Raw genomic sequence first — 24,170 nt, 5'->3', positions numbered from 1 at the left:
CACTGAATCTTCACGCGGGGGGCGAGGGTAGCGGGCTGTCGGTCGCAAGGCTGTCAGCCCAGGCCTGAACATTCTGATGATCGATCACCCGGCCCGCGTCTACATCTGCCAAGGCTTCAAGCGTCATCTTGTGCCGCTCTTCCTCCTGGTCGATCCATGCCGCCAGAGCCTGCTTCATGATCCACCGTCGCGAACGGTCAATGCGAGCAACCGGGGCATCGATCTTATCGGCCGTCCCACCGGCACATGGGCTGTCAAGACCCCGGTCCCTGTTGCCATCTTCATCACTGCCAATCGTCATGAAAGTTGTTCAAAAGGCTCTTGGCTTGGCAAGCAAATGCAACAGCCGTGGCCGGGAAGCGATGCTCTTGTCCCTGCCCCATGATTGTGCACGCTTCGCTTCTCCAGGACAAGTTCATAGGTGCTTGCCAAGGGAAGGAAATCCCGCGAGAATCCGGACATGAAAACGGATCTTGATCACCTGCCGGATATCCAGCGCGGCGAGTTGGAGCGGGTCCAGAAAATTCTCCTTGGCGAATTTGCCGAGGCGACCTCTCGCGCAAGCCAGTCCTGGAAGCGCAATGGGCGGATCCTGAAGATCGTTCTCTTCGGGAGTTATTCACGCATGGATTGGGTCGACGAACCTGAAAATGGCTACCAGTCCGATTTCGATCTGCTGATCATCGTCAGCCATGCCGACCTCACTGACATCGCCGGTTATTGGTATGTCGCCGAGGACAAGATCCTGCACGATGACGCTGTGCGCCGGCCGGTCAACATCATCGTCCATACGCTCGATGAAGTGAATCAGGGCCTGCGGAAGGGCGAATATTTTTGGGTTGATATCGCTCGTGATGGAATCGTCCTCTACGAACTCCCCGGAACGAGTTTGGTAGCGCCGCAGCCGCTAACACCTCGGGACGCTTATGAGATGGCGCTGGCCTACCATCAAAGTTGGATGGACAGTTCAAACCGCGCGCTAGTTACGGCAGATGATCAGGCTGCGAAAGGATCTGAAGACTTAGGTTGGCGAAAGGATGCAGCATTCTCGTTCCACCAAGCAACGGAACGATTGTACATCTGCTTTCTCCTCGTCCGAACACTGTATTTTCCGCGCTCCCATAATATCAAATTTCTCCGATCCCTTGCCGAAGACATTGAGACGCGTCTGATCTCCGCTTGGCCACGGGGCACAAGGGCAGAGCGTCGCCTGTTCGAACTGTTGAAGCGCGCCTATGTCGAGGCGCGTTACTCGGCTGCGTATGCCATTAGCATCGAGGATCTTGAGGCGATTGCCCAGTCCGTCCGAATGTTGCGGGATGCCGTCGAAATATCCGCATGCGAGAGAATCGAACAGCTTCGGGTGGATGCCGGGGCCTGATCGATCGGGCGATGATCGTGTGGACCCGTAAATGGCGACCCAATTGAGCCGATCTGGGCCGATTTGCACCATGTCCTTCTGAAAAGCTTTCGCGGATTCTTGAACCCGCTCGAACCGGTCCAGTCCGGCGGGCGGGAGCAAAACCGTGACCCCGACCAAATTGTTGATCGGCCAGATCCTCATTGTGCTGGCCATCGTCCTTGCAGGCGTGTGGGCCGCTACCCAGTGGGCGGCGATCATGCTCGCCTATCAGCCCCAGCTGGGGCCCTCCTGGTTCATGCTCGGCGATATTCCGGTCTATTGCCCCTGGTCGCTTTTCGCCTGGTGGTATCATTTCGACGCTTATGCGCCGATCGTCTTCGACAAGGCGGGCGCGCTGGCTGCGGCCAGCGGGTTTGTTGGTTGCGCCGCCGCGATCTGCGGCTCGCTATGGCGCGCGCGCCAATCCCGGCAGGTGACGACCTATGGCTCGGCGCGCTGGGCGAGCCACAGGGATGTGCGGCGGGCGGGACTGTATCGGCCGGCCGGTGTCATGCTCGGCCGCCATGGCGACCATTATCTGCGTCATGAGGGGCCTGAGCATGTCATGGCCTTTGCGCCCACGCGTTCGGGCAAGGGCGTTGGCCTGGTCGTGCCGACCCTGTTGTCCTGGACCGGGTCCGCGGTCATTCACGACATCAAGGGGGAGAACTGGACCCTGACGGCAGGCTGGCGCGCCCGTTTCTCGCATTGCCTGCTGTTCAATCCAACGGATGCACGCTCTGCCCGCTACAATCCCCTGCTTGAGGTTCGCCGCGGCGCGGACGAGGTCCGGGACGTCCAGAATATCGCCGATATCCTCGTCGATCCCGAGGGCGCGCTGACAACCCGGAACCACTGGGAAAAGACCAGCCATTCCCTGCTGGTCGGCGCCATTCTCCATATTCTCTATGCCGAGGAGGAAAAGACGCTCGCCCATGTGGCGACCTTTCTTTCCGATCCCCGCCGAAGCTTTGCGGCAACGCTCCATCTCATGATGACCGCCAACCATCTCGGGACGAAGGAGCATCCGCAGGTCCATCCTGTCGTCGCCTCCGCCGCCCGGGAATTGCTGAACAAGAGCGAGAATGAACGATCGGGCGTGCTTTCGACCGCCATGTCCTTCCTTGGCCTCTATCGCGATCCCACTGTCGCGCAAGTGACGTCGCGCTGCGACTGGCGGATCGCCGATCTCATGGAGGGCACGCAGCCCTGTTCGCTCTATCTGGTGGTGCCGCCGTCCGACATCAGCCGTACCAAGCCGCTGATCCGGCTGATCCTCAACCAGATCGGACGGCGGCTGACCGAGCGCCTCGATCAGTCGGCCGGGAAAGATCAACGGCACCAACTCCTCATAATGCTGGATGAGTTCCCCGCGCTTGGCCGGCTGGATTTCTTCGAAACGAGCCTTGCCTTCATGGCCGGTTACGGGATCCGGGCCTTCCTGATCGCGCAGAGCCTTAACCAGATCGAAAAGGCCTATGGCGAGCACAATGCCATTCTCGACAATTGCCACGTCCGTATCGCCTTTGCGACCAATGACGATCGGACGGCGAAGCGTATATCCGATGCGCTGGGGACGGCGACCGAACAACGCGCCATGCGCAACTATGCGGGGCACCGTCTGGCGCCGTGGCTGGCCCATGTCATGGTCAGCCGCCAGGAAACCGCGCGCCAGCTTCTGACACCCGGCGAAGTCATGCAGCTTTCGACCGAGGAGGAACTGGTCCTCGTCGCCGGCATGGCGCCGATCCGCGCGAAGAAGCTGCGCTATTATAGCGATCCCAATTTCGCCGCTCGTATCGGAGCGCCGCCGCTGCTGAGCGACAAGGCCTATTCCGACATTCCCCCGTCGCGGCAAGATGATTGGAGTGCGCCTGCCGAGCGGGGAGGTACATTGGCTGCCGCAGCTGTCACGGGGAAGGCGGCCGACGAAGGCGGGCGCCAGCAGCATCGGCATCCGGCGTTTGAAACCGAGATTCGGACCGGCAGGCAGAATTCCGAATTGGAGATGGATCGCTCCATCATCGAGGATGAGGATGTCGTTTCCGACAAGCGCGCGATGGAGCAGGCGCAGCGCATGGCGCCGGTCATCCGCGGCCATGCCATCGATGTCGCGTCAACCCATGAAAAGGCGTTGGGGCTATGAAGCGCGCGCCCAAGATCCGCCAGAATCTCTATATCGACCGCGAGATCGGCGATGCGCTCGATGCCATGGGTACCGGCCATGCAGGGAATAAAAGCCGATTGGTCAACGATGCGTTGCGGACATGGCTGCGCCATCGCGGCGCGAGTGAGGCGGAAGCGGCGCTGCGCATGCGCCTCAATGAACTGTCGAAGGAACTGGCAGCCGCCCGCCGCGACATCGACATTATGGTCGAAAGCCTCGCTTTGTTCATCCGCTACCAGCTCATGGTGACACCCCCGCTCGGGGAGAATGACGAGGTTGGACGGGCTCAGGGCCGCCAGCGCTTCGAGGCGTTCATCAGCCAGGTTGGCCGCCAGCTTGCAACCGGCAAGCGGACGATCGCGGCCCCATCGGCCGAAGGAGGCGAGGGGTGACCCGGCACGAAACATTCACCGCGACGACGCATGATGAAACGGCAGCCGGACGGCGCAAAGCCATGCTGCACAGCGCGATGGGACCGGCGATCGCTGCGGCACTTGACGATCCCCGCGTCATCGAGATCATGGTCAATCCCGATGGCGCCCTGCGGCTCGACCTGCTGGGTGAAGGACGTGTCGATACCGATATTGTCCTTGGGCCCGGCGAAGTCGAACGGATCATCCGCCTGGTCGCCTCGCATGTGCGCACGGAGGTTCATGCCGGCGCACCCATATTATCAGCGGAATTGCCGCCGCAGACAGAAGGAAGGACCGGCGAGCGATTTGAAGCGATCCTGCCGCCGATTGCGGTCGGCCCCTGCTTCGCGATCCGCAAGCCGGCGTCCCGGCCCTACAGCATGGACGATTATGTCAGCGATGGCATCATCAGCGATACCGCCGCGGCGCTTCTGCGTCGCGCGGTGCATGAGCGGTGGAACATCCTAGTCGCCGGCGCCACCAGCTCTGGCAAGACGACCCTCGCCAATGCCCTGCTGGGCGAGATCGGGGCCAGGGAGGAACGGCTGATCCTGATCGAAGACACGCGCGAATTGCAAAGCCCCTCGGTCGATACCGTGGCGCTGCGCACGCGGGCGGGCATCGTCACCATGACCGACCTGGTGCGTTCCACGCTCCGGTTGCGGCCCGACCGGATCATTGTCGGCGAGGTGAGGGGACCCGAAGCCCTCGACATGCTCAAGGCCTGGAATACGGGTCACCCCGGCGGGATTGCGACCGTCCACGCCAATGGTTCCGCCGCTGCGCTCAACCGTATCGAAAGCCTGGTGCAGGAGGCCGTGGCGAGGGTTCCGCGCGCCCTTATCGCCGATGCCATCGACCTCATCGTCTTTCTGTCCGGGCGCGGCGCGGCGCGGCGCGTCACCAGCCTCGCGCGGGTCGATGGTCTCGACCCGCAGGGTGGCTACCGGCTCATCGAACTCCTCGTCCCTCCAACCCCCACAGGATTAGCTTTATGACCAGAAAATCATTCCCCCAACCAGCCGTCCTTCACGGTGCCGGGTCCGTCGCCATCATGCTCGCCGCTGGTCTTGCCATGGCTTCGGCCGCCGCGCATGCCGCCGGCTCCGGCATGCCCTGGGAACAGCCGCTCGAACAGGTGCTGGAATCGGTGCAGGGACCGGTGGCGAAGATCGTCGCCGTGATCATCATCATCACGACCGGGCTCACGCTTGCCTTTGGTGAGACCTCGGGCGGTTTTCGCCGCCTGATCCAGATCGTCTTCGGCCTTTCCATCGCTTTTGGCGCATCCTCCTTCTTCCTTTCCTTCTTCAGCTTCGGCGGCGGGGCGCTCGTGGCATGATCGCGATCGAAGGCTTCGAGGTCCCCATCCATGCGAGCCTCGCCTCGCCCATTTTGCTGGGCGGGGTGCCCCGGGGCCTGTCGATCCTCAATGGCACCCTGGCCGCTGCGATCGGCCTTGGCTTTCAGATATGGCTGGTCGGGATCGCGGCATGGACGATCGGGCACAGCATCGCGGTCATAGCGACCCGCCGCGATCCTGATTTCGCCCCGGTCCTGCTTCGCCATCTCCGCCAGAAGGGATATTGGGCATGCTGAACCTGTCTGAATATCGGTCCCGGGCCGACCGCATCACCGACCATCTGCCCTGGACCGCGCTCGTCGCGCCCGGCGTGGTCCTCAACAAGGATGGCAGTTTCCAGCGCACATTCCGCTTCCGTGGGCCAGACCTTGAGAGCGCGACGGAAGCGGAACTGGTTGCCACCTGCGCGCGTGCGAATAATGTTTTGAAAAGGCTCGGTTCGGGCTGGGCGATTTTCTTCGAGGCCCACCGACGGGAAGCGCAGGGGTATCCCGATGGCAAGTTCGGCGATCCTGCTTCCTGGCTCATGGATCAGGAACGGCGTGCGCAATTCGCGTCTCACGAGCAGCATTTCGAAAGCGTATATCATGCAACCCTCCTGTGGCTGCCGCCTGCTGACAGCAGCGATGCGGCTGGACGGCATCTTGTCGAGCGCGAAGGGAAGGTCGGGCAGCGTGATTGGCGTCAGGCGCTCGGCGGCTTCATTGCCGAGACAGCGCGGATCATCGATCTGTTCAGCACTTTCATGCCTGAAATCCAGCCGCTGGATGATGCCGCAACCCTGACCTTTCTCCATGCGGCCGTGTCGGATCGGGATCATGGCGTGCATGTTCCCGAGACGCCCTTCTATCTCGACGGCCTGCTGGCGGACACGCCGCTTGTCGGCGGTCTCGAACCCCGCCTTGGCGGGCAGCACATCCGTACGCTGACGCTGCTCGCTTTCCCCAATATGAGCAGACCCGGCCTGCTCGACGCCCTCAATCACCAGAATTTCGGCTATCGCTGGGTCACGCGCTACATCGCGCTCGACAAGAGCGATGCCGCCCGCTCGCTGACAAAGCTCCGGCGGCAATGGTTTAACAAGCGCAAATCGGTCGCGGCGCTGCTGCGCGAGGTGATGTACAATCAGCCGGCCCAGCTGCTCGACAGCGACGCCGACAACAAGGTGATCGACGCGGACCTCGCCCTGCAGGCGCTGGGCGGCGATCATGTCGCCTTCGGTTATCTGACCACGACGATTACGGTGATGGATCGCGATGCCACTGCCGTCGATGCCAAGGTCCGGGCCGTCGAGCGGGTTGTGAACGGGCTTGGCTTCACCTGCATCCGCGAATCCGTCAATGCGGTCGAGGCCTGGTTGTCGGGCCTGCCCGGGCAGGTCTACGCCAATGTAAGGCAGCCGCTGGTGCACAGCCTCAATCTTGCCCATCTGATGCCGCTTTCCGCCGTCTGGGCCGGACCTCATGGCAATCGTCACCTCGCCGGGGCGCCTTTGTTCCAGGCAAAGACCAGCGGATCGACACCGTTTCGCCTGTCGACCCATGTCGGCGACGTGGGCCATATGATGGTCTTGGGACCAACCGGCGCAGGAAAGTCGGTTCTCCTTTCCTTCATCGCTTTCCAGTTCCGCCGTTATGCCGGTGCCCGCGTCATCATGTTCGACATGGGCCGCTCGGCGCGCGCGGCGGTGCTTGCCATGGGGGGCAGCCACCATGCGCTGGGCGCCGGTGATGGGGAAGGCGATCTGCTTTCCTTTCAGCCGTTGCGCAACATCGACAGGGAAAGCGAGCGCAGCTGGGCGGCCGAGTGGCTGGGTGGCATTTTCGCCCAGGAACGGGTGCTGCTGAACCCCGAGATAAAGGACGCGCTCTGGTCGGCGCTCTCCAGCCTGGCAATGGCCCCGGTCGAACAGCGGACGCTGACCGGCCTGTCGCTTCTTCTCCAGTCCAATGCTCTTCGGCTGGCGCTCGCGCCCTATATGCTGGATGGCAGCCATGGCGGATATCTGGACGCCGCGGAGGAGCGCCTCGCGCAGCGCGATGTCCAATGTTTCGAAACCGAGGCGCTGATGGGGCGCAAGGGTCTGGCCGCTCCGGTCCTCACCTATCTTTTCCATCGGATTGAGCAACGCTTTGACGGCCGGCCGACGCTGATGATCCTGGATGAGGCTTGGAGCCTGTTTGACGATCCGCTCTTCGCCGCGCGCATCCGGGAATGGCTGAAGACTCTCCGGAAGAAGAATGTGGCAGTGCTGTTCGCAACCCAGAGCCTTGCCGATATCAGCGAGAGCAGCATCGCGCCTGCCATCATCGAAAGCTGTCCGCAGCGCATCCTGCTTCCCAATGACCGGGCAGTCGAACCGCAATCGCGGGTAGCCTATGAGCGTTTCGGCCTCAATGCGCGCCAGATCGAGCTCATCAGCCGCGCGACGCCCAAGCGCCATTATTATCTCCAGTCCCAACGCGGCAACCGTCTGTTTGAACTGGATCTGGGGCCGGTCGCCCTCGCTCTGTGCGGTGCGTCTGACCCCGACAGCCAGAGCCGGATCGATGCGATCATCACCGAACATGGTCTCGACGGATTTGCGGGCCACTTCCTGCGCGGCTGCGGCCTCCCGGCAGCAGCGGACGATCTTGAGCTTTTTCCATCCCCTGCTTCCCTCCAGTCCAAGGAGAAATGAGATGAAAGCGCGCATTCCGCTCCGCAAATATCTGGTGGCTTCTGTCCTCGCATTGGGCGGGGCCGGTGCGATGGGCGGTGGTCTGCTCCTCCAGAGCCGGCCCGCTTATGCCATCCCCGTATTCGACAGCGCCAATTATGCGCAGAACCTGCTGACCGCTGCCCGAACGCTCCAGCAGATCAACCAGCAGATCCAGTCGCTTCAGAATGAAGCGTCGATGCTGACCAACATGGCGAAGAATCTGAGCCGCATCAGCTTTCCCGAACTCACCGAGCTGACGAATAAATTGCGCGCCGTCGACCAGTTGATGGCGGCTGCCCAGGGCATCGACTTTCGGATCAACACGCTCGACAGCCAGTTCAAGCGGTTGTTTCCCGACAATTACGACGCTGCGATGCGCAGCGACGAACGCCTGGCATCCGCGCGGGAACGTTTCGACGCTGCCAAGGATGCGTATCAACAGTCCATGCGCATCCAGTCGCAGGTGGTGGGCAACGTCGCCCAGGACGCTGACGCCATCGAAACGCTTGTAGGGAAAAGCCAGGGCGCCGAGGGCGCATTGCAGGCGGCCCAGGCGACCAACCAGTTGCTGGCATTGGCCACCAAGCAGCAGCTTCAGATCCAAAATATGATGGCCGCGCATTTCCGCGCGCAGGCGGTCGAAGAGGCGCGCCGGATCCAGGCGGAAGCCGATGCGCGGGCGGCGACCAGGCAATTTCTTGGGTCCGGCACCGCCTATAACCGGAATTGAGATGAGGCAGCGCCGGTCCCGCCGCTCCCCCACGGCCGGACGCTGCCTCGTCGCGGAGCCTCGCTCATCAACAGCCCCTCTCGCAGCGGGGCTCCGCGACACCAAAGTCCATGAGGATTCTGTCTCATGAATGATCTCAATGTCATCGACCAATTTCTCGCGGCTTTCATCGCCTATATCGACAGCGGCTTCGGCCTGCTGGGCGGCGATGTGCGGTTCTTGACGGCCACGCTGATCGGCATCGACATGACCCTCGCAGGGCTTTTCTGGGCGATGGGCGGTGAGCATGATGTGATCGGGCGGTTCCTGAAGAAAATCCTCTTCGTTGGCGCCTTTGCCTTCATCATCAACAGCTTCTCCTCTCTTTCCGAAATCATCTTCCGTTCCTTTGCCGCGGCCGGGCTGACGGCGGGTGGGGGCAGCATCTCGGCGGAGGATCTGCTGAAGCCCGGAAGGCTGGCTGGAGCCGGTTTCGAGGCGGCGTGGCCGCTGCTCGATCAGGCGTCCGATCTGATGGGGTTCACCGGCTTTTTCGACAATTTTCTGACGATCGCCATTTTGCTGTTCGCCTGGGTGATCGTCATTCTGGCCTTCTTCATCCTTGCCGTGCAGATGTTCGTCACCGTGATCGAGTTCAAGCTCGTGTCGCTGGCGGGTTTCATTCTCGTTCCCTTCGCGCTCTGGAACCGCACGAGCTTCCTCGCTGAACGCGTGCTGGGTCATGTCGTGAGTTCCGGCATCAAGGTCATGGTGCTGGGCGTGATTGTCGGGATCGGCTCCAGCTTCTTTTCGCAGATGGTAGATGCCCTCAAGGGGCAGGAACCCGACATCGGCGCCGCCATGAGCCTGGTGCTGGCGGCGCTGGCCCTGTTCGGCCTTGGCATCTTTGCGCCTGCCATGGCGTCGGGCCTTGCCGCCGGAGCGCCGCAATTGGGAGCGGGCGCCGCCGTTGGCAGCGCGGCTGGTGCCGCCGGGGTCGCGGTTCTGGGCGGTGCCGCCGCGATCGGTGGCGGCCGAGCGCTTGCCGGTGGCGCACTATCCGCGATCCGGGCCGGCACCATGATGGGGACGGCGGCGCAGGCAGCCTACAAGCTAGGCCAGGAGACTTCCGGCTCGTCGGGCATGGCTGCCGGCCTGAGTGGTGTCGCCACGGCAGCCGGACATGCCGTCCGCAACAAGGCGGCAAGCAGCCTGGGTATCGCCGCCGCCGCCGAGCGTGGACGGGAGGCGGCCTGGTCGGCGCTGGGCACGGGCGGTGCAAAATCGGCCGGAGCAAAGCAGGGCGATGTACCGGACTGGGCGCAAGCGATGCAACGCCGGCAGGACGGGCGCCATCACCGTCACCTTGCCGCGCAGACATTGAAGGAAGGTGATCGCGGCGGCGCGTCCGTCACCCCCGACATTCACGAAAAGGACGACTGAGATGATCTTTCGACGAGCAGTCCAGCGTTATGGCCAGACTCCCGCGCCCGAAACTCCGTACCAGCGAGCGGGTCAGCTCTGGGACGAGCGGATCGGGAGCGCGCGCGTGCAGGCGCGGAACTGGCGATTAATGGCTTTCGGTACGTTGGCCTTGTCGAGCGCGATGGCATCAGGCCTGATCTGGCAATCGCTGCAAAGCCGCGTTGTGCCCTATGTCGTAGAGGTGGATCGACTGGGTGAAGCGAGGGCGGTGTCGCAGGCCGAGGCGGATTATCAGCCGACCGATCCGCAAATCGCCTATCAGCTGGCGCGCTTCATAGAGAATGTACGCGGCGTGTCGCTCGATCCTGTGCTGATGCGCCGGAACTGGTTGCAGGCTTATGATTTTGCCAGCGAACGGGGCGCCATTTTCCTGGGGGAATATGCGCGGGCGCGGCAACCCTTCGCCCGGATCGGTGAACAGACGGCTTCGGTGCAGGTGACGAGCGTCCTGCGCGCGTCGAACAGGTCCTTTCAGGTGAAATGGACCGAGAGCGAATATGAGCGGGGAAGCCAGGCGGGCTCGTCGCGCTGGACGGCGATATTGACTATCGTCACCAAGGTTCCGCGAACCGCCGATGATCTCCGCCGTAATCCGCTCGGCATCTATGTCGATGCGATTGGCTGGAGCCGGGAGATCGAGGGCGACGCCACCCAGGTACGATCGGCCCCGTCCCGGACAGCGGCGGCAACAGCCATTTCCAACCCATCGGCCGACAGGATGGAGGCGCAGCCATGATCCATAAATCAACCATTTCGTTCGCCATGCTGGCCATGATCGCATCGCCCGCCATCGCCGATCGGGGAAACAGGTCGGCGCAGGCGCAGAATCGCGGCCTGACAAATGTCGAACTCGCCAATCGCCATGCCACCTTGGGCCCCAAAACCGATGCCTTCTTGAATGCAGTGCAGGTCTATCCTTATTCGGCTGGGACGATCTATAAGCTGATCACCGCGCCCGAACGGATAACGGACATCGCGCTGGAGCAGGGGGAAATGCTCGTCTCCGTCGCCAGCGGGGATACCGTTCGCTGGGTCATAGGCGATACGTCCAGCGGTAACGGAGCGACTAAGCGGACTCATATATTGGTCAAGCCCAGCCTGACCGGCCTGTCGACAAACTTGCTCATCACGACCGATCGCCGTGCTTATCACCTGGCGCTGTTCAGCACTGCGCGGACCGCGCTGACGGGCATTTCGTGGAGCTATCCCGAAGATGCCCTGCTGGCGCTGCGCCGCGCGAATGACGCGGCCCGTGCCGCCGAACCCATCGCGGCAGGCATTCAGGTCGAGCAGCTGCATTTCAATTATGCAATTTCGGGCGATACCCCGACGTGGCGTCCGCTCCGCGCTTTTGATGACGGCCGGCAGACCTATATCGAGTTTCCAGCGTCGATCGTTGTTGGCGATGCGCCTCCACTTTTTCTGGTGGATGGCCAGGGGGAGGCGCAGCTCGTGAATTATCGGCTCAGGGACCGCTTCTACATCGTCGACCGGATCTTCGACCAGGCTGAACTGCGTTTTGGCACCAGAAAACAGCAGGTTGTGAGGGTCGTACGGACTGGCTCAACTCGCCGGCGGAGGGCGTCATGAGCGGATCGGAGGCGCCGACAGAGATCCCGTCGAGCGACGAACGGCTGGGAGAGAGCGCTGCTCACGCATCGACGGAAGAAGTTCGGCCAAAGGAAAATCCGGCAGCGCTGCAAATGCGGGCTCAACCGATAAAAGCGCTGAGATTCAGGCGCAATATTCTGGTGGGCGGTGTCGCCATTTTCGCCATTGGAATGGCGGCTACGATGTGGTGGGCGCTGGCGCCGTATCGGCCTAAAGATATCGGCATGTCGATGAATGAGGCCGAGTCTTCGCGCCTGCCATCGGATCAGTTGGCGGGATTGCCCAAAAGCTATGATGCGGTGCCGCAGCTCGGACAGCCATTGCCCGGCGATCTGGGACGCCCGATCCTGAAGCGGCAACGGGAAGAGGGTGATTTGGCTGGTGTACGGCCCGATGACGCTGATGCAAGAGCTGCGGCTGCCGCCCGCGAAAAAGCCGCTGCCGATCTAGAAGCTGCCCGGCAATCTTCCTTGCTGGCGATCACCGCGCAAAAGGCTGGAGAAGCGGCCAGCCCCGAACTTGCGGCAACGTCGCAGGTTACGCCGACGGCACACGTGCCAGAGGCGTCGGGGCCTGATCAGGATCTCGATCCAAACCGGCAGGCGAGGAAGCAGCGTTTCATGATGTCGTCTCAGGCGGAGAGCGACATCAATTCGCACAGCATGGAGCCGCCCATGTCACCGAACATAGTGTCGGCCGGTAGTGTGATTGCCGCCAGCCTGATCACCGGCCTGCGATCCGACCTGCCCGGCCTTGTGACCGCTCAGGTCTCGGAACGTGTTTATGACAGTCCAAGCGGTCGAACCTTGCTCATTCCGCAGGGCGCGCGGCTGATCGGCCGCTACGATAGCGGCATCAGCTATGGGCAGAACCGCGCCCTGGTCATCTGGCAGCGCATCATCATGCCCGACGGCAGTGCAATCCGGCTGGACAATGCGCCGGCGACCGACACGTCCGGTTATGCAGGGCTGGCGGACAAGGCCGATTATCATAGCCTGCGATTGCTGCAGGGTGTGGCGATATCGACCTTGCTGGGTGTTGGCGCCAATCTCTCCATTTCCGGTGAGAGCGATCTGGTGCGGGCTGTCCGCGAGGCGGCCCAGCAGAATGTGTCCCGGGCGGGCGATCAGATCACTTCGCGTAATCTGCAGGTGCAGCCGACGATCATCATTCGTCCGGGAACGCCGGTACGATTGCTGGTCCATCGAGATCTCGTCCTGCCGCCATGGAAAGAATAGGAGGAGCACATGGCTGATCTGAAACTGCCGCGCATTCCCGAGCGAACGCCGGTAAAGCTCACAATTTCGATTCTCCCTGACCTTCATCGGGCGGTTGTCGAATATGCAGCGTTATATAGCCAGACTTACGGAAGAGAGGAACCTATCACTGAGTTGATACCGGCGATGCTAGAAGCATTCCTTGAGAGTGATCGAGTATTCGTCAAGAGCAGGAATGTGCCTAGTGGATTGATTCCAACGTTTGGTGCCCGCGCCGAACGGCAGCGATGATATTGTCGGGATGAGCCTTCCAGACGAACGGGCGCGGTTCTTGGTTATGCTCGGTGATAAAGCGGTTGATGGCAGCCTGTAGGTCGACGACGGAGTGGAAGACGCCGTTTTTCAGGCGCCTCCTGGTCAGCTTGGCGAAGAAGCCTTCGACGGCATTGAGCCATGAGCACGAGGTCGGCACGAAGTGGAAGGTCCAGCGCGGACGTCTGGCCAGCCAGGCGCGGACCTTGGGCTGCTTGTGGGTCGCATAATTGTCGAGGATGACGTGGACGGCCTTGTCGGCCGGCAGTTCGGCTTCGACGGCGTTGAGGAACCGGATGAACTCCTGATGCCGGTGGCGCTGCATGTTGCGGCCGATCACCGAGCCGTCGAGGATATTGAGCGCGGCGAACAGGGTGGTGGTGCCGTTGCGCTTGTAATCGTGCGTCATGGTCGCCCCGCGGCCACGCTTCAGCGGCAGCCCCGGCTGCGTGCGATCGAGTGCCTGGATTTGGCTCTTTTCGTCAACCGACAGCACGATGGCGTGAGCCGGCGGCGAGACATAAAGCCCGACGACGTCGTGAAGCTTTTTGGCAAAGGCTTTGTCATTGGACAGCTTGAAGCTGCGCCAGCGGTGGGGAGCAAGGCCGTGGTCGTGCCAGATCTTCACGACCGAGGACGCGGCGATGCCAACTGCCTTGGCCATCGCGCGAACCGTCCAGTGCGTCGCTTCGTGAGCAGGCGGCTCCAGCGTCAACGCCACGACCTTGTCGACCAGCACGGCGTCGAGCGGCGCGATGCCCGGTGGCCGGGTCTTGTCGCGCAGCAAGCCCTCGACCCCCTCGGCCATGAAGCGTTCCTGCCAGCGCCACACGCAAGTCTTGGACTTGGCGGTGGCCGCCATGATCGCATTGGTTCCGAGACCCTGATCGGTCAGGAGAATGATCCGCGCTCGCCAAGCGTGCTTCTGCGGCGAGCTCCGCGCCGCAGCGATAGCCTCAAGCCGAGCCCTGTCCGAGGCCGTGACGGAAATGCTGATACCAGTACGCATTCCGCAGTGTCGCACGCCGCATCAGCGTCGGGAATCCCCAATAAGACTCGTCCGTTCCGATCAATCCACTAGGCGGCGTGGACAAATACCGATGGAGAGATGGTAGCATCTCGGCGTCTGCGAGGTATGTTCCAGCTCATGGCGAGTTCTGAACACATCGGCCGGAGGTTTTGGCGCTGGTTTATAACGCCTCCCAGCACCGCGACGCTTTGGAAACGGGCGGCGGTGTCGCTTTGGGTCACGCCACCGATCATGTTGTTCCCGTTGCTCCTGCCGCTCCTTGAGCCAAGCGCGATACCGGGGGTTTTGGCTGAATATTGGCAGAATACGCACTATTCTTCGCCCTCCCTTTCGCATTGGGAGCGCTTTGCTGGCAAAGAGCGCACCGCGTCCCACGGAAGTGATTGACCCGGCGGCGAAGGGTTGATTCAAGGTTCCCTTTTGGAGGTAGGCTTGAGCCGGGGCGATCTTACAGAAGCAGAGAGGAGGGTTCTGAAGGCCTCGCTACCCATTGAGCCCGAGAACCGTAGCCGTGGCAGGCGTCCGGAGCAAAACCGCCCAATCATCAACGGCATTCTCTGGCGGCTCCGCTGCGGTGCTCCGTGGCGCGACGTTCCGCAAAATACGGCAGTTGGAATACAATCTATCGGCGGTTCCGGCGATGGAGCGAGGCCGGGGTCTGGGAGACCGTCGCTGTGACGCTTGCCGACAGCGGCCACTACAGCATCGACAGCACCACAGTCGGCGCCCACGTCTCGGCAGCGGGCGGAAAAGGGGGATTCATCGACGCGCTCTTGGCCGCTCGCGGGGCGGATTCACCAGTAAGCTTCAGTGCCTGGCTGATGCCCTCGGATGACCGATCGCCATCCTGCTGACAGGCGGCGAGTCCGCGGACTGCAAGGCTTATGATGCCCTTATTGGCCTGCCCGAGTGCGCGCCCGACGCTTTACTTGCCGATAAGGGATACGATGCCGAGGCCATCCGCGCTGACCTCGCCAAACGGAATATCGAGGCTGTCATCCCCGGTCGATCAAACCGCCGTGAAGATCGAACACGACCGAGAGCTCTACAAGCGCAACCGCATCGAGCGCATGTTCGGCCATCTCAAAATCAACCGCGCCATCGCCACGCGCTACGACCAACTGGCCAATAGCTTCCTCGGTATGGTGCATCTCGCTACCGCCAGATACTGGCTCAAATTTGTCCACGCCGCCTAAAGAACGGCGATCAACCATTGCATCAGCCGAACCGGAAAAGTCTGAGCGCCATTGCGAGTGGCATAGGCGAGTTGGTTTGGCTTAATACGCTTGTTGATTTATGTGAAAGAATAGGTTCTTTATTTGGCAGTGTATTATGCTGTGGTGAGGAAAAATGAAACTAAAGGAAGATTGGCTTGCATGTAGTTTCATCATCGTGCTGCAGCTTTCACTGATTTGGACTCATGTCCCGTGGCAGGATGAATGGCAGGCGCTCCAAATCGCTACATCGAGCCCGACCTTAGCAGCCTTGGCGGAGCATTTGCGATATGAAGGGCACCCGCCGCTTTGGTACATTTTTCTTCGATTCATTGCGTTCGCTGTAGGTAATGGCTTAGCTTTAAAAATTGCTGCGACCTTTTGTGGGTTGATAACAATATTTATTGTTTTTAGTTTTACGAATCAGGCTCTTTGGTTGCGTGTCTGCGTGCTTCTGTCTGAGCCGATCCTGTTTGAGTTCAACACGATTTCTCGCAGTGGAAGTCTTGGAATAATGATTATTTTCGCGGTTGTTCGATTTTGGAACAAGCGCGCATTTTGGGTCCTGATCGGATTATTGCCGCTCACTGATTTTTTGTTCGGTGTGGTTTCTATCGTGTTTTTATCACTGAGATGGCGAGAGATGTTCCATTGGCGTGTTGCTCCTTGGTTCATTTCAGGCGTTGTTGCTGCAATATCAGTTATTCCGCCAAGTGATATTGTTCCAGCACTCCATCCATCGAGCCTATATTGGGATGCGTTTGGTTGGTTTTCTCGCATGGGCCAGTTGGTTTTCCCATTTCAGCCAAGATGGAACGCGTTTTATTTAATCAACGCATTGATGTTTCCAATTTTAATATATATGATTCATCAACAATTATTTTGGATTGAGAGATTATATTTTTTTGTATTTTTATTTGTTACATTTTTATTTTCAATTTTTGTATATCCGCTGTTGCTTCGTCATTTGATGATCATTTCAATTCTGTTTGTCGCACTGTCGCTAAGACGAGAAATGACAACCTTAGTGCGCGTCTGGATCGTAGGTCTCGCGTGTCTGGGCATAGCGACAGCAACCATGAATTTCCTCCTTCCATTCGATACGGCACCGAAAATGGCATCGATCATCCGCCGGAAGGGGTTGGAAAATGCTCCCTGGGTCGGAGCCCCGCAATCTCTGCCGCAAGCAGTGTTTGCCGAATTGGATCTGCCGTTTCAGCGAGTTGGGGCCGATTGCGCATCAACATTTACCCGCTGGAACTTTCCTCATGTATTGAACGACACGTCGGCTCTGTCGAAGTGGCTCGTTCAACGGGAACAGCAGGGCGGATTTTATTTACTTTCTAGTGTTGAGTTGGACCGGAATGCTGTCGCTCGCGTCGATGCGGGCTATGATAGCATTCCATATTACATATACAGTTTCGGAGATCCCAAGAGGGGCGAGCGGGTTCCGCCATGCTTTAATGTTCGTCATGCGCGGGCAGATTCGAGCGATGCGAGGCTTTGAGGCGCGAGTTATTTGGAAGTTCCCCTAAGGGGGGTGAAGCGTCCCGGGGTTTCCGGAGCTTCTCGTTTGTTGGAAGAGGCTTCATTTTGAACAAGGCCCGGAACAGGTGTCCCGTTGGCACGCGAGATTAGCGGATGATCAGGCACTCTCCGGCGCAGGGGAGGTGACGCTGATGGTTTATCGCGCGCGGATTGACACGTAATCTTGTCAATACTTGGTAAACCATACTGATCTACATTGATATTGGGCAGGCCGATGTTCGAGACGGACGGTGCCCGCAGCATAACAAGGAGTGGGTATGAGGGCGTTTTGGCCCCGATGCGGCCTCAAAACAACTGGAACGGGGCCAGCGATAATACCGGATCTGCCGATCCTCGCTTGGCGCAGCGTGGCGCTGATCGCTGTCTTGAGCGTACTGTCGGTTCTCGCTAACTTCGACATTGCCGGAATGTTGTTAGGTCGGCAGGATTTCCCGCTGCTTGGCCTTGAGTTGATCCTTGTCGCCCTTGTGATCTTCAGTCCCTTTGCCCCCACACGGCCGATCATGTTCGGGAACCGTACGCTCATCCTGAAGACCATCGCCATGGTGGCAGTATGTTGGTGGGGACACCGTGCAGTCCTGTTTGGCTTCGACCATGCACGCGACGAGCAGATGGCGGTGTTCGATTCGATCGTGTTCGCGCATGGTCGGCTGGTTTGGCCGCTTCCCCCGGCTTGGCAGGAACACGCTGATGCGCTGAATCTGCGCTTCATGCTGCCAGTCACCCGACCGGAAGCGTGGATATCGGCCTATCTTCCCGGTAATGCCATGTTGCGTGCGGTAGTGGGCAAGTTTGCTGATCCCGCGCTGACTGGACCGCTGCTGAGCGCGCTCGCGTTGTACGCCGTCTGGCGGTGCGCACGGCTGCTGTGGCCTGAGGATCGCGAGGCCGCCTCGATTGCGGTACTTACGCTCGCATTATCGGGCCAAGTCGTGCTGACCGGGATGACAGCTTTCGCCATGCCCGCACACCTGGCCGCCAACCTCCTATGGCTATGGCTATTCCTCAAGCGCGGACGCGCCACCGATCTAGCGGCGCTGATTGTGGGTTTCCTCGCCACGGGCCTGCATCAGCCGCTCCCTCACCCGATGTTTGTGGCACCGTTTTTCCTGCTCATGCTGGCCGAAAAGCAGTGGGCACGATTGGCGGTGTTCACCGTCGGCTATGGGGCGATCATGGCATTCTGGATGATCTGGCCACACCTGATGATCGGACTCGTTGCCGGACCGCATTCGATTGTCGCTTCGGGCACGGGCTACACCGACCGGCTTGGGGACATGCTGGCTAGCAACTATCGAGCGATTCCGGTGATGGCGGCAAACCTGCTACGCTTCGCGACCTGGCAGTGGCTGGGCTTTATACCGCTGCTGCTCGCCGGTTTTCGGGCGACCCGGCACCATCGCATGGCGCAGGCGCTCGCTGGCGGTATCCTGCTAACTGTCGCCGTGATGACTGTCATCCTAGCGTCGCAAGGCTATGGCTTTGGCTACCGCTACCTGCACGGGTTGCTTGGCAATGCGGCGCTCTTAAGCGGTTATGGCTGGCGCGCGCTCGCTGGGGAGCGTGATCGCTTGCGGCCTTTCATATGGCGCGGGGCTACTATGTCACTGTTACTGCAACTGCCCGTGCAGATGTACCTTGCCCACCAGCAGTACGGCGCCTATGCCGAAGCGGAGGCGAGCATAGCCGCTAGCGGTACCGACTACGTTCTGGTCGACCAGCAGCACGCGCCTTTCCTCGGCGACCTCGCGCTCAACCAGCCCGACCTATCCAATAGACCGATCCGTCTGATCGCATCCTCGTTTGCCGACCTTGAACGGATCGCCCGTTTCGTGTGCGCGAACCATGCGAGCATCGCCGTACCGCATGGTGGTATCTATGCCGGTATAAATCGCCTTTATCGCGTCGATCCTGGGCCGATGAACGCGATAGATCAGCGCAGTCGCTCGGTATTTGCCGCTGCCGGATGCCGGGTTGCTGCACCATGACTGACGTACCAGCCATCCCAAAGCGCATTTGCGTAGTCTATGACTGCCTGTATCCTTGGACCGTGGGTGGCGCCGAGCGATGGTATCGTGCGCTGGCGGAGCGTTTTGCCGCGAGGGGATATGAAGTTACATACCTCACCCTACGCCAGTGGAATGCGGACAATGCGCCGGCAATAGCCGGGGTCACGGTTGTTCCGGTTGGTCCGGTTATGCCGCTCTACGTCGGCGAACGACGCCGGATCTGGCCGCCAGTGCGTTTTGGCATTGGCGTTTTCGCGCATTTTGTGCGCAAAGGGCGTCACTACGACCATGTGCACACGGCAAGCTTCCCTTTTTTCTCGCTGCTTGCGCTCGGCGCGGCGCGGCTGTGGTGCCGCTTCAGCCTCGACGTCGACTGGTTCGAGGTGTGGACGGCCAGTTATTGGCGCGAATATCTGGGTCGGTTGGGTCCGATCGGCGCCGGGGTTCAGGCACTTTGCGCGAAAATCCCCCAGAGGGCTTTCGTGTTCAGTAGCCTTCATGGAAACCGGCTTGCCGGACTTGGAAGGCAGTTCGTCCATTTGACAGGTGCATATACCGGTGGTCCGAAACCGTCCTGCGCACCAAGTAGCGTTCCGACGCTGCTCTATGCCGGACGGCTGGTTGCACCCAAACGCGTGGACCTTCTACTCGATGCCTTCGCCCTCCTTCACGTAAACCACCCGGATATACGCCTGAACATCTTTGGCGATGGACCCGATCGTGATGCGCTGACCGCACAGGCCCGCACACTTGGGCTGGAGAACGTGGTCACTTTCGCGGGGTTCGTATCCGAAGCCGAACTCGAGCGTGCGATGGGCGAAGCGCTCGCCATTGTACAGCCGTCTGAACGCGAAGGGTATGGTCTAGTCGTGGTAGAAGCTTCGGCCCGCTCAATTCCGACAGTGGTCGTCGAGGCGCCCGACAACGCTGCGATTGAACTCGTTAGCCCATGCGAAAACGGTCTCGTTGCCAAGTCCGATCCGGAATCGCTGGCAGAAGCGCTACTGGCGATGGTGGGCGACCCCGTCGGCTGGCGTCAGAGGACCGCCGATTGGTATGCCCGCAATCACGAGCGACTCTCGCTTGACCACTCGCTCGAACAGGTCGAGCGTTCCATCAATTTTTGAAGCCAGCCGCAGGAGGCGCCCGACAGAATGGCGGAAGCCTATTGAGTGTCCGCGTGGGCCGGTTTGCGCACCACGATCCGTAACGCACTCGGGCGACCCGTCAGTTTTTCGGCAAGCCACTGTACCGGACGAAACAGCAGGCCGACGGCAAAGAATGGTGCCCCCGGCTTGCACCCGAGGCGGTTGGCAAGGCTGAACGCTATGGTTGGACCGCAGATGTTCTGCTGGTCCACAATTTCCAGACCGTGCTGCGTAAACAGTGCCGCAAGGCTACGTCTGCTGAAATGGACCCGGTGAAAAGGTGCATACCAGTTCGCACAGGCCGTGCCGAACCATGGTGTCCATACGCAGTCGATGTTTGGCACCTCGAGGATGGCGGTTCCACCAGGCCGGAGCAGATCGGTCATCTTATGAAGGAGGCGCCCCGGATTGTCATCATGCTCTAGGACGTGGAAGCCTACCAATAGATCAACCTTTCCTGTCAGGCTCGATGCCTTTTCGAATGGTAAGTAGGCCGCTCCCTCCATCGGACCGGGAGGATCAGAAAAGAAATCGAGAGCGAATACTCTTGCATCGCTTTTTATGGCTGCCAGGCTGCGAGCAAGCATGCCGTTGCCGGTGCCGAAATCGACGATCAACTTTGGCGGAACTTGAGCAAAAGCCACCAATCGGCGCGCCAGTCGCAAAAATGCAAGTGTCTTTATTTGTGTGACCCATGAAGGATCGCGGGCTAGGAAATCTTCACTCTCCCGGCCCGCATAAAGAACCGACACGTCCTCCATCGCTGGGCGGGTCACACCATGCCTACACATGCCGCACTGCCATATCTCAACAACCGGCGAGGCTGGATGGCCGGTGTTTATGACGATCCGTGGCGTCGCGCCATATGAGCACAGATGGTGCAATCCATCGCAGACCTGCGGTGCTGAAGAAGTTGGAATAGCCCCCCTCATTGGAACAACGCACCTGCTGGCCGCTTCGACACGCCAAAACTTGCGAAACGCATCGCAATGAAGTTTACGGGCGCCATTAACGCAGCCGAAGCATAGACCGCAATCCAATAGGCGATACCTTGACGCACCAGAACCACACTGATTACCATCGACAGCAGAAGGCTCGCAAATGAGAGCACAAAATAGCGCAGGAATTGCCACTTCCACCGGCTATGTTTAACACGAAATGTCCAACTGCGATTGGTAATGAAACCGAAGATGTTAACTAGGAAGAAGCAGATCGCAAATGAAACGAGATATGGCTGACCAAATAATTCAGTGAGCACTACGATGATCGCAGTATTAAGAGCCGCCGACGCAGCGCCAACAGCGAGGAACCTGCAAACCTCCCGTAAGCCGATCCCGTAGAGTTCGGTCCTCACCCTCGCGAACCCATAGCGCGCCCAAAGTGAGTATCATGATCGGTGATGATCGCTAGCATGAAGCCTCCCAGCGCTGTTTGCAGGCCGATTGCCGCAAAATCGCTCGCCACCACAAGCGGAAGCACCGAAGGCAGTGCGACAAAGCCGCTCTCTGACCAGCGCCAGCCGACTGCGGCGAGCCCCGCGATTCCGATCCCGATCAGTCCCAGGCCTGATGCCAACGCGTGCTCCAGTGTGAGCATGCTGGTATTGCGCGCGATCCACGGCCGCAGCGAACGGTAGCCGCGCCGTACACCATGAATGTGCGTGACAAAGGCCATGATCCCGGCAAAATGGCCGGTCGTCAGCAGGAAACCGGCGGCGATGGTCCAACTTGTCCCGAACGGCCCGGTTCCGGCAGCAAGACCAATCTGGAAGGCAAAGGCCGTTGCGAGGATGGCCAGGCCGGTCAGCATCGCCATCAGCGCCGGCACTCCGAACACCCAGGTCGGGCTCAGCATCAGCAGATAGCGCAAGTGTCGCCAGCCATCTCTCCATGGCCGGAGATGAGGCGGGCGATCACGCAAATCTGGTGAAAGGGTTGCTGGCACTTCCGCGATCCGTAAGCGCTTGAGGCTAGCCTTGATAACCATCTCGCTTGCGAATTCCATCCCGCTCGAGGTCAGCCCGCAGGTTGCGAACGCCTCGCGCGTAATGGCACGCAGTCCACAATGAGCATCGCTAATTTCCGAACGGAAGAACAGATTGAGTACGCCGGTTAATGCGGGGTTGCCGATGTAGCGATTTTTCCACGGCATTGCGCCTCGGGCGATTCCGCCCTTGAAGCGCGATCCAATGCACAGGTCAGCACCTTCGAGGAGCCGACCAACCATTTCCACACTATCAGTGAAATCGTAACTGCCATCAGCATCGCCCATCACTAGCATGTGGCCCCGGGCCTGACCGAACCCGCCGATGATCGCCGCGCCATAGCCGCGCTCGGCCACATCTACGACCCGTGCTCCTAGCGAACGGGCAAGTGCTTGGCTGCCGTCAGTCGAACCGTTGTCGGCGATCACTACCTCGCCGGAAATGCCGTGGCGCTCGGCGATAATCATCAGCGCGTCCTGCGCGTTGGCGATGCAGTGTGGAAGGCTGCCGCTTTCATTTAGGCAAGGCATAACGATTGAGACGGCGATTTCGTCTTTGTCGTCGGCAGGCAACACCAAGTTCTGCGCTGTTTGATAAACCGTCATACTAGCCCCCCGCGGCCTACGCTGCGATCGCGCTTTTTACGCGAGCAGGCCTGCTTTTGCATATCGCTGGCTAAAATTTCGTTTCTTACTTATCCCCAATCTTCAGTCCATTCTACTAGGTCGGGTCAATGTACTAAGCAAAATGGTGAGATTCGCGCGTTGGCTGCCGATTCTGACGAGGCAGCCCCTCGTTTCCGAGATGATGTCGCCCACCGGAGATAGGGCCGCGCTGGCTGCGCCTGTTGTTGCTTCGTTCGTGCCTGTCGTCAAGCTTCTGCAGGCATTTGGCGCAGCGCATGCTGTCGCCGTCAGGGTTAAGACGGCGAGCGTTGTGGACGAGCCCATCACACCATCTAGCGGGTGTGCTGGCGGAACCAGACAGCCACTTCCTCCTCAGACAATTCACCCGCTGCGAGTGCAACATAAGCCACCACCAATTCAGCATCCGTGGCGGCCAGCTCATGGCCATTAAGCACGAGAAATGTTTCGTTCACTACCGCAGCGGTCCTCTTGTTGCCGTCCACAAAAGGATGGTTCCGCGCGAAACCGAACGCATAGGCAGCTGCTAAATCTGCGACATCGGGTTGGCCGTAGGTCGCAAGGTTCAGCGGGCGCGTTATGGCGCTATCAAGCAGGCCCTCGTCTCGTATACCGTCATCGCCGCCATTCTCGGCCACCTGCTCGGCATGCGCTGCGATGGCGACCGCGGATGAGACCCAAATCCAATCCTGCACGGATTTATTTGGCAAGTTCGCGGAGCGAGCGTTTGCGCCGAAGCATTACCTCGCGGGCCGCTGCATCTGGGCGTCAAAATCGGACGCAGCTGCACTCAACTCGATCCCTCGGGGTGTGGTGACCACCGAAAGGGTTTCGCCCATCTTGACATTGAGGTGTGCCAGAAGATCGCGGGGTAGTATTACCCCCGCGCTATTGCCTATTTTCGTGATCTTGAGAACGCCGTTCATACGCAAGTTATAACTTAACCGCTCACGGAAGGCCAGGGCGGCAGAACTCTACTTCAACGTGTTTGTTGAGCTTGGCTATCTGCCGTTCGCCCGCTCAGACGGCCATTGCGGGCCAGTCTGTGAGGGATACCCCGGCGCGTTTGCAGGCGGTGGCGCGCTCGTTCTTGATCGGATTGCCGCCGGGAATCTTCGCCAAGCGGCTGTCCTGAGAGGGTTGGCCGAACCGATGGAGGAAAACATTCCCTTGTCGGCTGATCGCCGTTTCTCCCAGATACAAGGTCCGATGG

The 24,170-nt window shown here is 60.2% G+C and carries 24 protein-coding genes and 2 pseudogenes; 19 read left to right on the top strand and 7 right to left on the bottom strand.

Going from position 1 to position 24,170, the window contains the following annotated elements; translation table 11 throughout:
- Positions 1-10: 10 nt before the first annotated feature.
- Positions 11-301 (bottom strand): CopG family ribbon-helix-helix protein, encoded by a 291-nt coding sequence (locus H5V43_RS11240; protein ID WP_244968618.1) that lies wholly within the window; start codon positions 299-301, stop codon positions 11-13.
- Between the two features lie 120 nt (positions 302-421).
- Between H5V43_RS11240 and H5V43_RS11235 the strand changes: the two genes are divergently transcribed.
- From H5V43_RS11235 to H5V43_RS11175, 13 genes are all read left to right on the top strand, one after another.
- Positions 422-1,381: a HEPN domain-containing protein gene (locus H5V43_RS11235; protein ID WP_128830767.1), complete on the top strand. Its 960-nt coding sequence runs from the start codon at positions 422-424 to the stop codon at positions 1,379-1,381.
- Between the two features lie 145 nt (positions 1,382-1,526).
- Complete coding sequence (locus tag H5V43_RS11230) at positions 1,527-3,548, top strand: conjugal transfer protein TraG (RefSeq protein WP_025549558.1); 2,022 nt, start codon at positions 1,527-1,529, stop codon at positions 3,546-3,548.
- Positions 3,545-3,961, top strand: a complete 417-nt coding sequence (locus H5V43_RS11225) for a hypothetical protein (RefSeq protein WP_025549557.1) — start codon at positions 3,545-3,547, stop codon at positions 3,959-3,961. The genes H5V43_RS11230 and H5V43_RS11225 overlap by 4 nt, the downstream gene beginning before the upstream one ends.
- 62 nt (positions 3,962-4,023) lie before the next feature.
- Positions 4,024-4,980, top strand: coding sequence for a P-type conjugative transfer ATPase TrbB (gene trbB, locus H5V43_RS11220; protein ID WP_052816711.1), 957 nt, complete (start codon positions 4,024-4,026; stop codon positions 4,978-4,980).
- 56 nt (positions 4,981-5,036) lie between these two features.
- Positions 5,037-5,324 (top strand): TrbC/VirB2 family type IV secretion system protein, encoded by a 288-nt coding sequence (locus H5V43_RS11215; RefSeq protein ID WP_037482814.1) that lies wholly within the window; start codon positions 5,037-5,039, stop codon positions 5,322-5,324.
- Entirely contained in the window at positions 5,321-5,581 is a 261-nt protein-coding gene (locus tag H5V43_RS11210; protein ID WP_025549554.1) for a VirB3 family type IV secretion system protein, read from the top strand. Before H5V43_RS11215 ends, H5V43_RS11210 begins: the two co-directional genes overlap by 4 nt.
- Entirely contained in the window at positions 5,575-8,025 is a 2,451-nt protein-coding gene (gene trbE, locus H5V43_RS11205) for a conjugal transfer protein TrbE (protein WP_025549553.1), read from the top strand. The genes H5V43_RS11210 and trbE overlap by 7 nt, the downstream gene beginning before the upstream one ends.
- Before the next feature lies 1 nt (position 8,026).
- Positions 8,027-8,776, top strand: coding sequence for a P-type conjugative transfer protein TrbJ (gene trbJ, locus H5V43_RS11200; RefSeq protein ID WP_025549552.1), 750 nt, complete (start codon positions 8,027-8,029; stop codon positions 8,774-8,776).
- Positions 8,777-8,902: 126 nt separating this feature from the next.
- Entirely contained in the window at positions 8,903-10,198 is a 1,296-nt protein-coding gene (gene trbL, locus H5V43_RS11195) for a P-type conjugative transfer protein TrbL (RefSeq protein ID WP_025549551.1), read from the top strand.
- A gap of 1 nt (position 10,199) precedes the next feature.
- Complete coding sequence (trbF, locus tag H5V43_RS11190) at positions 10,200-10,976, top strand: conjugal transfer protein TrbF (protein ID WP_025549550.1); 777 nt, start codon at positions 10,200-10,202, stop codon at positions 10,974-10,976.
- Complete coding sequence (trbG, locus tag H5V43_RS11185; protein ID WP_025549549.1) at positions 10,973-11,830, top strand: P-type conjugative transfer protein TrbG; 858 nt, start codon at positions 10,973-10,975, stop codon at positions 11,828-11,830. Before trbF ends, trbG begins: the two co-directional genes overlap by 4 nt.
- Entirely contained in the window at positions 11,827-13,089 is a 1,263-nt protein-coding gene (locus tag H5V43_RS11180; RefSeq protein ID WP_025549548.1) for a TraB/TrbI/VirB10 family type IV secretion system protein, read from the top strand. The genes trbG and H5V43_RS11180 overlap by 4 nt, the downstream gene beginning before the upstream one ends.
- A 9-nt stretch (positions 13,090-13,098) precedes the next feature.
- The gene (locus tag H5V43_RS11175; protein ID WP_193666659.1) at positions 13,099-13,359 is read left to right on the top strand and encodes a DUF2274 domain-containing protein; all 261 of its coding nucleotides are present in this window, start codon (positions 13,099-13,101) and stop codon (positions 13,357-13,359) included.
- Here H5V43_RS11175 and H5V43_RS11170 read toward each other — a convergent pair.
- Complete coding sequence (locus H5V43_RS11170) at positions 13,310-14,389, bottom strand: IS630 family transposase (RefSeq protein WP_025552325.1); 1,080 nt, start codon at positions 14,387-14,389, stop codon at positions 13,310-13,312. The two genes, H5V43_RS11175 and H5V43_RS11170, sit on opposite strands and share 50 nt — an antisense overlap.
- Positions 14,390-14,812: 423 nt before the next feature.
- Between H5V43_RS11170 and H5V43_RS23625 the strand changes: the two genes are divergently transcribed.
- From H5V43_RS23625 to H5V43_RS11150, 6 genes and pseudogenes are all read left to right on the top strand, one after another.
- Positions 14,813-15,088, top strand: coding sequence for a transposase (locus tag H5V43_RS23625; protein WP_306303079.1), 276 nt, complete (start codon positions 14,813-14,815; stop codon positions 15,086-15,088).
- 160 nt (positions 15,089-15,248) lie between these two features.
- A pseudogene (locus tag H5V43_RS23910) lies at positions 15,249-15,458 on the top strand (transposase); the annotation flags it as partial.
- Positions 15,358-15,606, top strand: coding sequence for a transposase (locus H5V43_RS23615; protein ID WP_373278222.1), 249 nt, complete (start codon positions 15,358-15,360; stop codon positions 15,604-15,606). The pseudogene H5V43_RS23910 and the gene H5V43_RS23615, both read left to right, overlap by 101 nt.
- A 154-nt stretch (positions 15,607-15,760) precedes the next feature.
- Positions 15,761-17,131: a hypothetical protein gene (locus H5V43_RS11160; RefSeq protein ID WP_128830718.1), complete on the top strand. Its 1,371-nt coding sequence runs from the start codon at positions 15,761-15,763 to the stop codon at positions 17,129-17,131.
- Positions 17,132-17,519: 388 nt separating this feature from the next.
- A complete protein-coding gene (locus tag H5V43_RS11155; protein WP_025548366.1) occupies positions 17,520-19,160 on the top strand; it encodes a hypothetical protein in 1,641 nt (546 codons plus the stop codon).
- Complete coding sequence (locus H5V43_RS11150) at positions 19,157-20,308, top strand: glycosyltransferase family 4 protein (protein WP_193666658.1); 1,152 nt, start codon at positions 19,157-19,159, stop codon at positions 20,306-20,308. Before H5V43_RS11155 ends, H5V43_RS11150 begins: the two co-directional genes overlap by 4 nt.
- A 38-nt stretch (positions 20,309-20,346) precedes the next feature.
- Here the strand turns inward: H5V43_RS11150 and H5V43_RS11145 are convergent, their stop codons facing one another.
- The 5 genes and pseudogenes from H5V43_RS11145 to H5V43_RS23610 form a co-directional block, all read right to left on the bottom strand.
- The gene (locus H5V43_RS11145; RefSeq protein ID WP_157846846.1) at positions 20,347-21,081 is read right to left on the bottom strand and encodes a class I SAM-dependent methyltransferase; all 735 of its coding nucleotides are present in this window, start codon (positions 21,079-21,081) and stop codon (positions 20,347-20,349) included.
- Positions 21,082-21,257: 176 nt separating this feature from the next.
- The gene (locus tag H5V43_RS11140) at positions 21,258-21,683 is read right to left on the bottom strand and encodes a GtrA family protein (protein ID WP_025548363.1); all 426 of its coding nucleotides are present in this window, start codon (positions 21,681-21,683) and stop codon (positions 21,258-21,260) included.
- Positions 21,680-22,918, bottom strand: coding sequence for a glycosyltransferase family 2 protein (locus tag H5V43_RS11135; protein ID WP_052816670.1), 1,239 nt, complete (start codon positions 22,916-22,918; stop codon positions 21,680-21,682). Before H5V43_RS11135 ends, H5V43_RS11140 begins: the two co-directional genes overlap by 4 nt.
- A 353-nt stretch (positions 22,919-23,271) precedes the next feature.
- A complete protein-coding gene (locus H5V43_RS11130) occupies positions 23,272-23,652 on the bottom strand; it encodes a type II toxin-antitoxin system death-on-curing family toxin (RefSeq protein ID WP_025548361.1) in 381 nt (126 codons plus the stop codon).
- Positions 23,653-23,656: 4 nt separating this feature from the next.
- A pseudogene (locus H5V43_RS23610) lies at positions 23,657-23,883 on the bottom strand (AbrB/MazE/SpoVT family DNA-binding domain-containing protein).
- Between the last annotated feature and the right edge of the window lie 287 nt (positions 23,884-24,170).

The sequence above is a fragment of the Sphingobium fuliginis genome (genome assembly GCF_015074805.1).
GTDB classification, from domain to species: domain Bacteria; phylum Pseudomonadota; class Alphaproteobacteria; order Sphingomonadales; family Sphingomonadaceae; genus Sphingobium; species Sphingobium fuliginis.
The sequence above is the reverse complement of the archived record's forward strand: the minus strand, read 5'-3'. Positions and strand labels throughout refer to the sequence as shown.

What these genes read in the sequence shown, in the direction of transcription:
- H5V43_RS11240 (WP_244968618.1), bottom strand. Translation starts at nt 301, where the DNA reads ATGACGATTGGCAGTGATGAAGATGGCAACAGGGACCGGGGTCTTGAC.
- H5V43_RS11225 (WP_025549557.1), top strand. Translation starts at nt 3,545, where the DNA reads ATGAAGCGCGCGCCCAAGATCCGCCAGAATCTCTATATCGACCGCGAG.
- trbB (WP_052816711.1), top strand. Translation starts at nt 4,024, where the DNA reads ATGCTGCACAGCGCGATGGGACCGGCGATCGCTGCGGCACTTGACGAT.
- H5V43_RS11215 (WP_037482814.1), top strand. Translation starts at nt 5,037, where the DNA reads ATGCTCGCCGCTGGTCTTGCCATGGCTTCGGCCGCCGCGCATGCCGCC.
- H5V43_RS11210 (WP_025549554.1), top strand. Translation starts at nt 5,321, where the DNA reads ATGATCGCGATCGAAGGCTTCGAGGTCCCCATCCATGCGAGCCTCGCC.
- trbE (WP_025549553.1), top strand. Translation starts at nt 5,575, where the DNA reads ATGCTGAACCTGTCTGAATATCGGTCCCGGGCCGACCGCATCACCGAC.
- trbJ (WP_025549552.1), top strand. Translation starts at nt 8,027, where the DNA reads ATGAAAGCGCGCATTCCGCTCCGCAAATATCTGGTGGCTTCTGTCCTC.
- trbL (WP_025549551.1), top strand. Translation starts at nt 8,903, where the DNA reads ATGAATGATCTCAATGTCATCGACCAATTTCTCGCGGCTTTCATCGCC.
- trbF (WP_025549550.1), top strand. Translation starts at nt 10,200, where the DNA reads ATGATCTTTCGACGAGCAGTCCAGCGTTATGGCCAGACTCCCGCGCCC.
- trbG (WP_025549549.1), top strand. Translation starts at nt 10,973, where the DNA reads ATGATCCATAAATCAACCATTTCGTTCGCCATGCTGGCCATGATCGCA.
- H5V43_RS11180 (WP_025549548.1), top strand. Translation starts at nt 11,827, where the DNA reads ATGAGCGGATCGGAGGCGCCGACAGAGATCCCGTCGAGCGACGAACGG.
- H5V43_RS11175 (WP_193666659.1), top strand. Translation starts at nt 13,099, where the DNA reads ATGGCTGATCTGAAACTGCCGCGCATTCCCGAGCGAACGCCGGTAAAG.
- H5V43_RS11170 (WP_025552325.1), bottom strand. Translation starts at nt 14,389, where the DNA reads ATGCGTACTGGTATCAGCATTTCCGTCACGGCCTCGGACAGGGCTCGG.
- H5V43_RS23615 (WP_373278222.1), top strand. Translation starts at nt 15,358, where the DNA reads ATGCCGAGGCCATCCGCGCTGACCTCGCCAAACGGAATATCGAGGCTG.
- H5V43_RS11160 (WP_128830718.1), top strand. Translation starts at nt 15,761, where the DNA reads ATGAAACTAAAGGAAGATTGGCTTGCATGTAGTTTCATCATCGTGCTG.
- H5V43_RS11150 (WP_193666658.1), top strand. Translation starts at nt 19,157, where the DNA reads ATGACTGACGTACCAGCCATCCCAAAGCGCATTTGCGTAGTCTATGAC.
- H5V43_RS11135 (WP_052816670.1), bottom strand. Translation starts at nt 22,918, where the DNA reads ATGACGGTTTATCAAACAGCGCAGAACTTGGTGTTGCCTGCCGACGAC.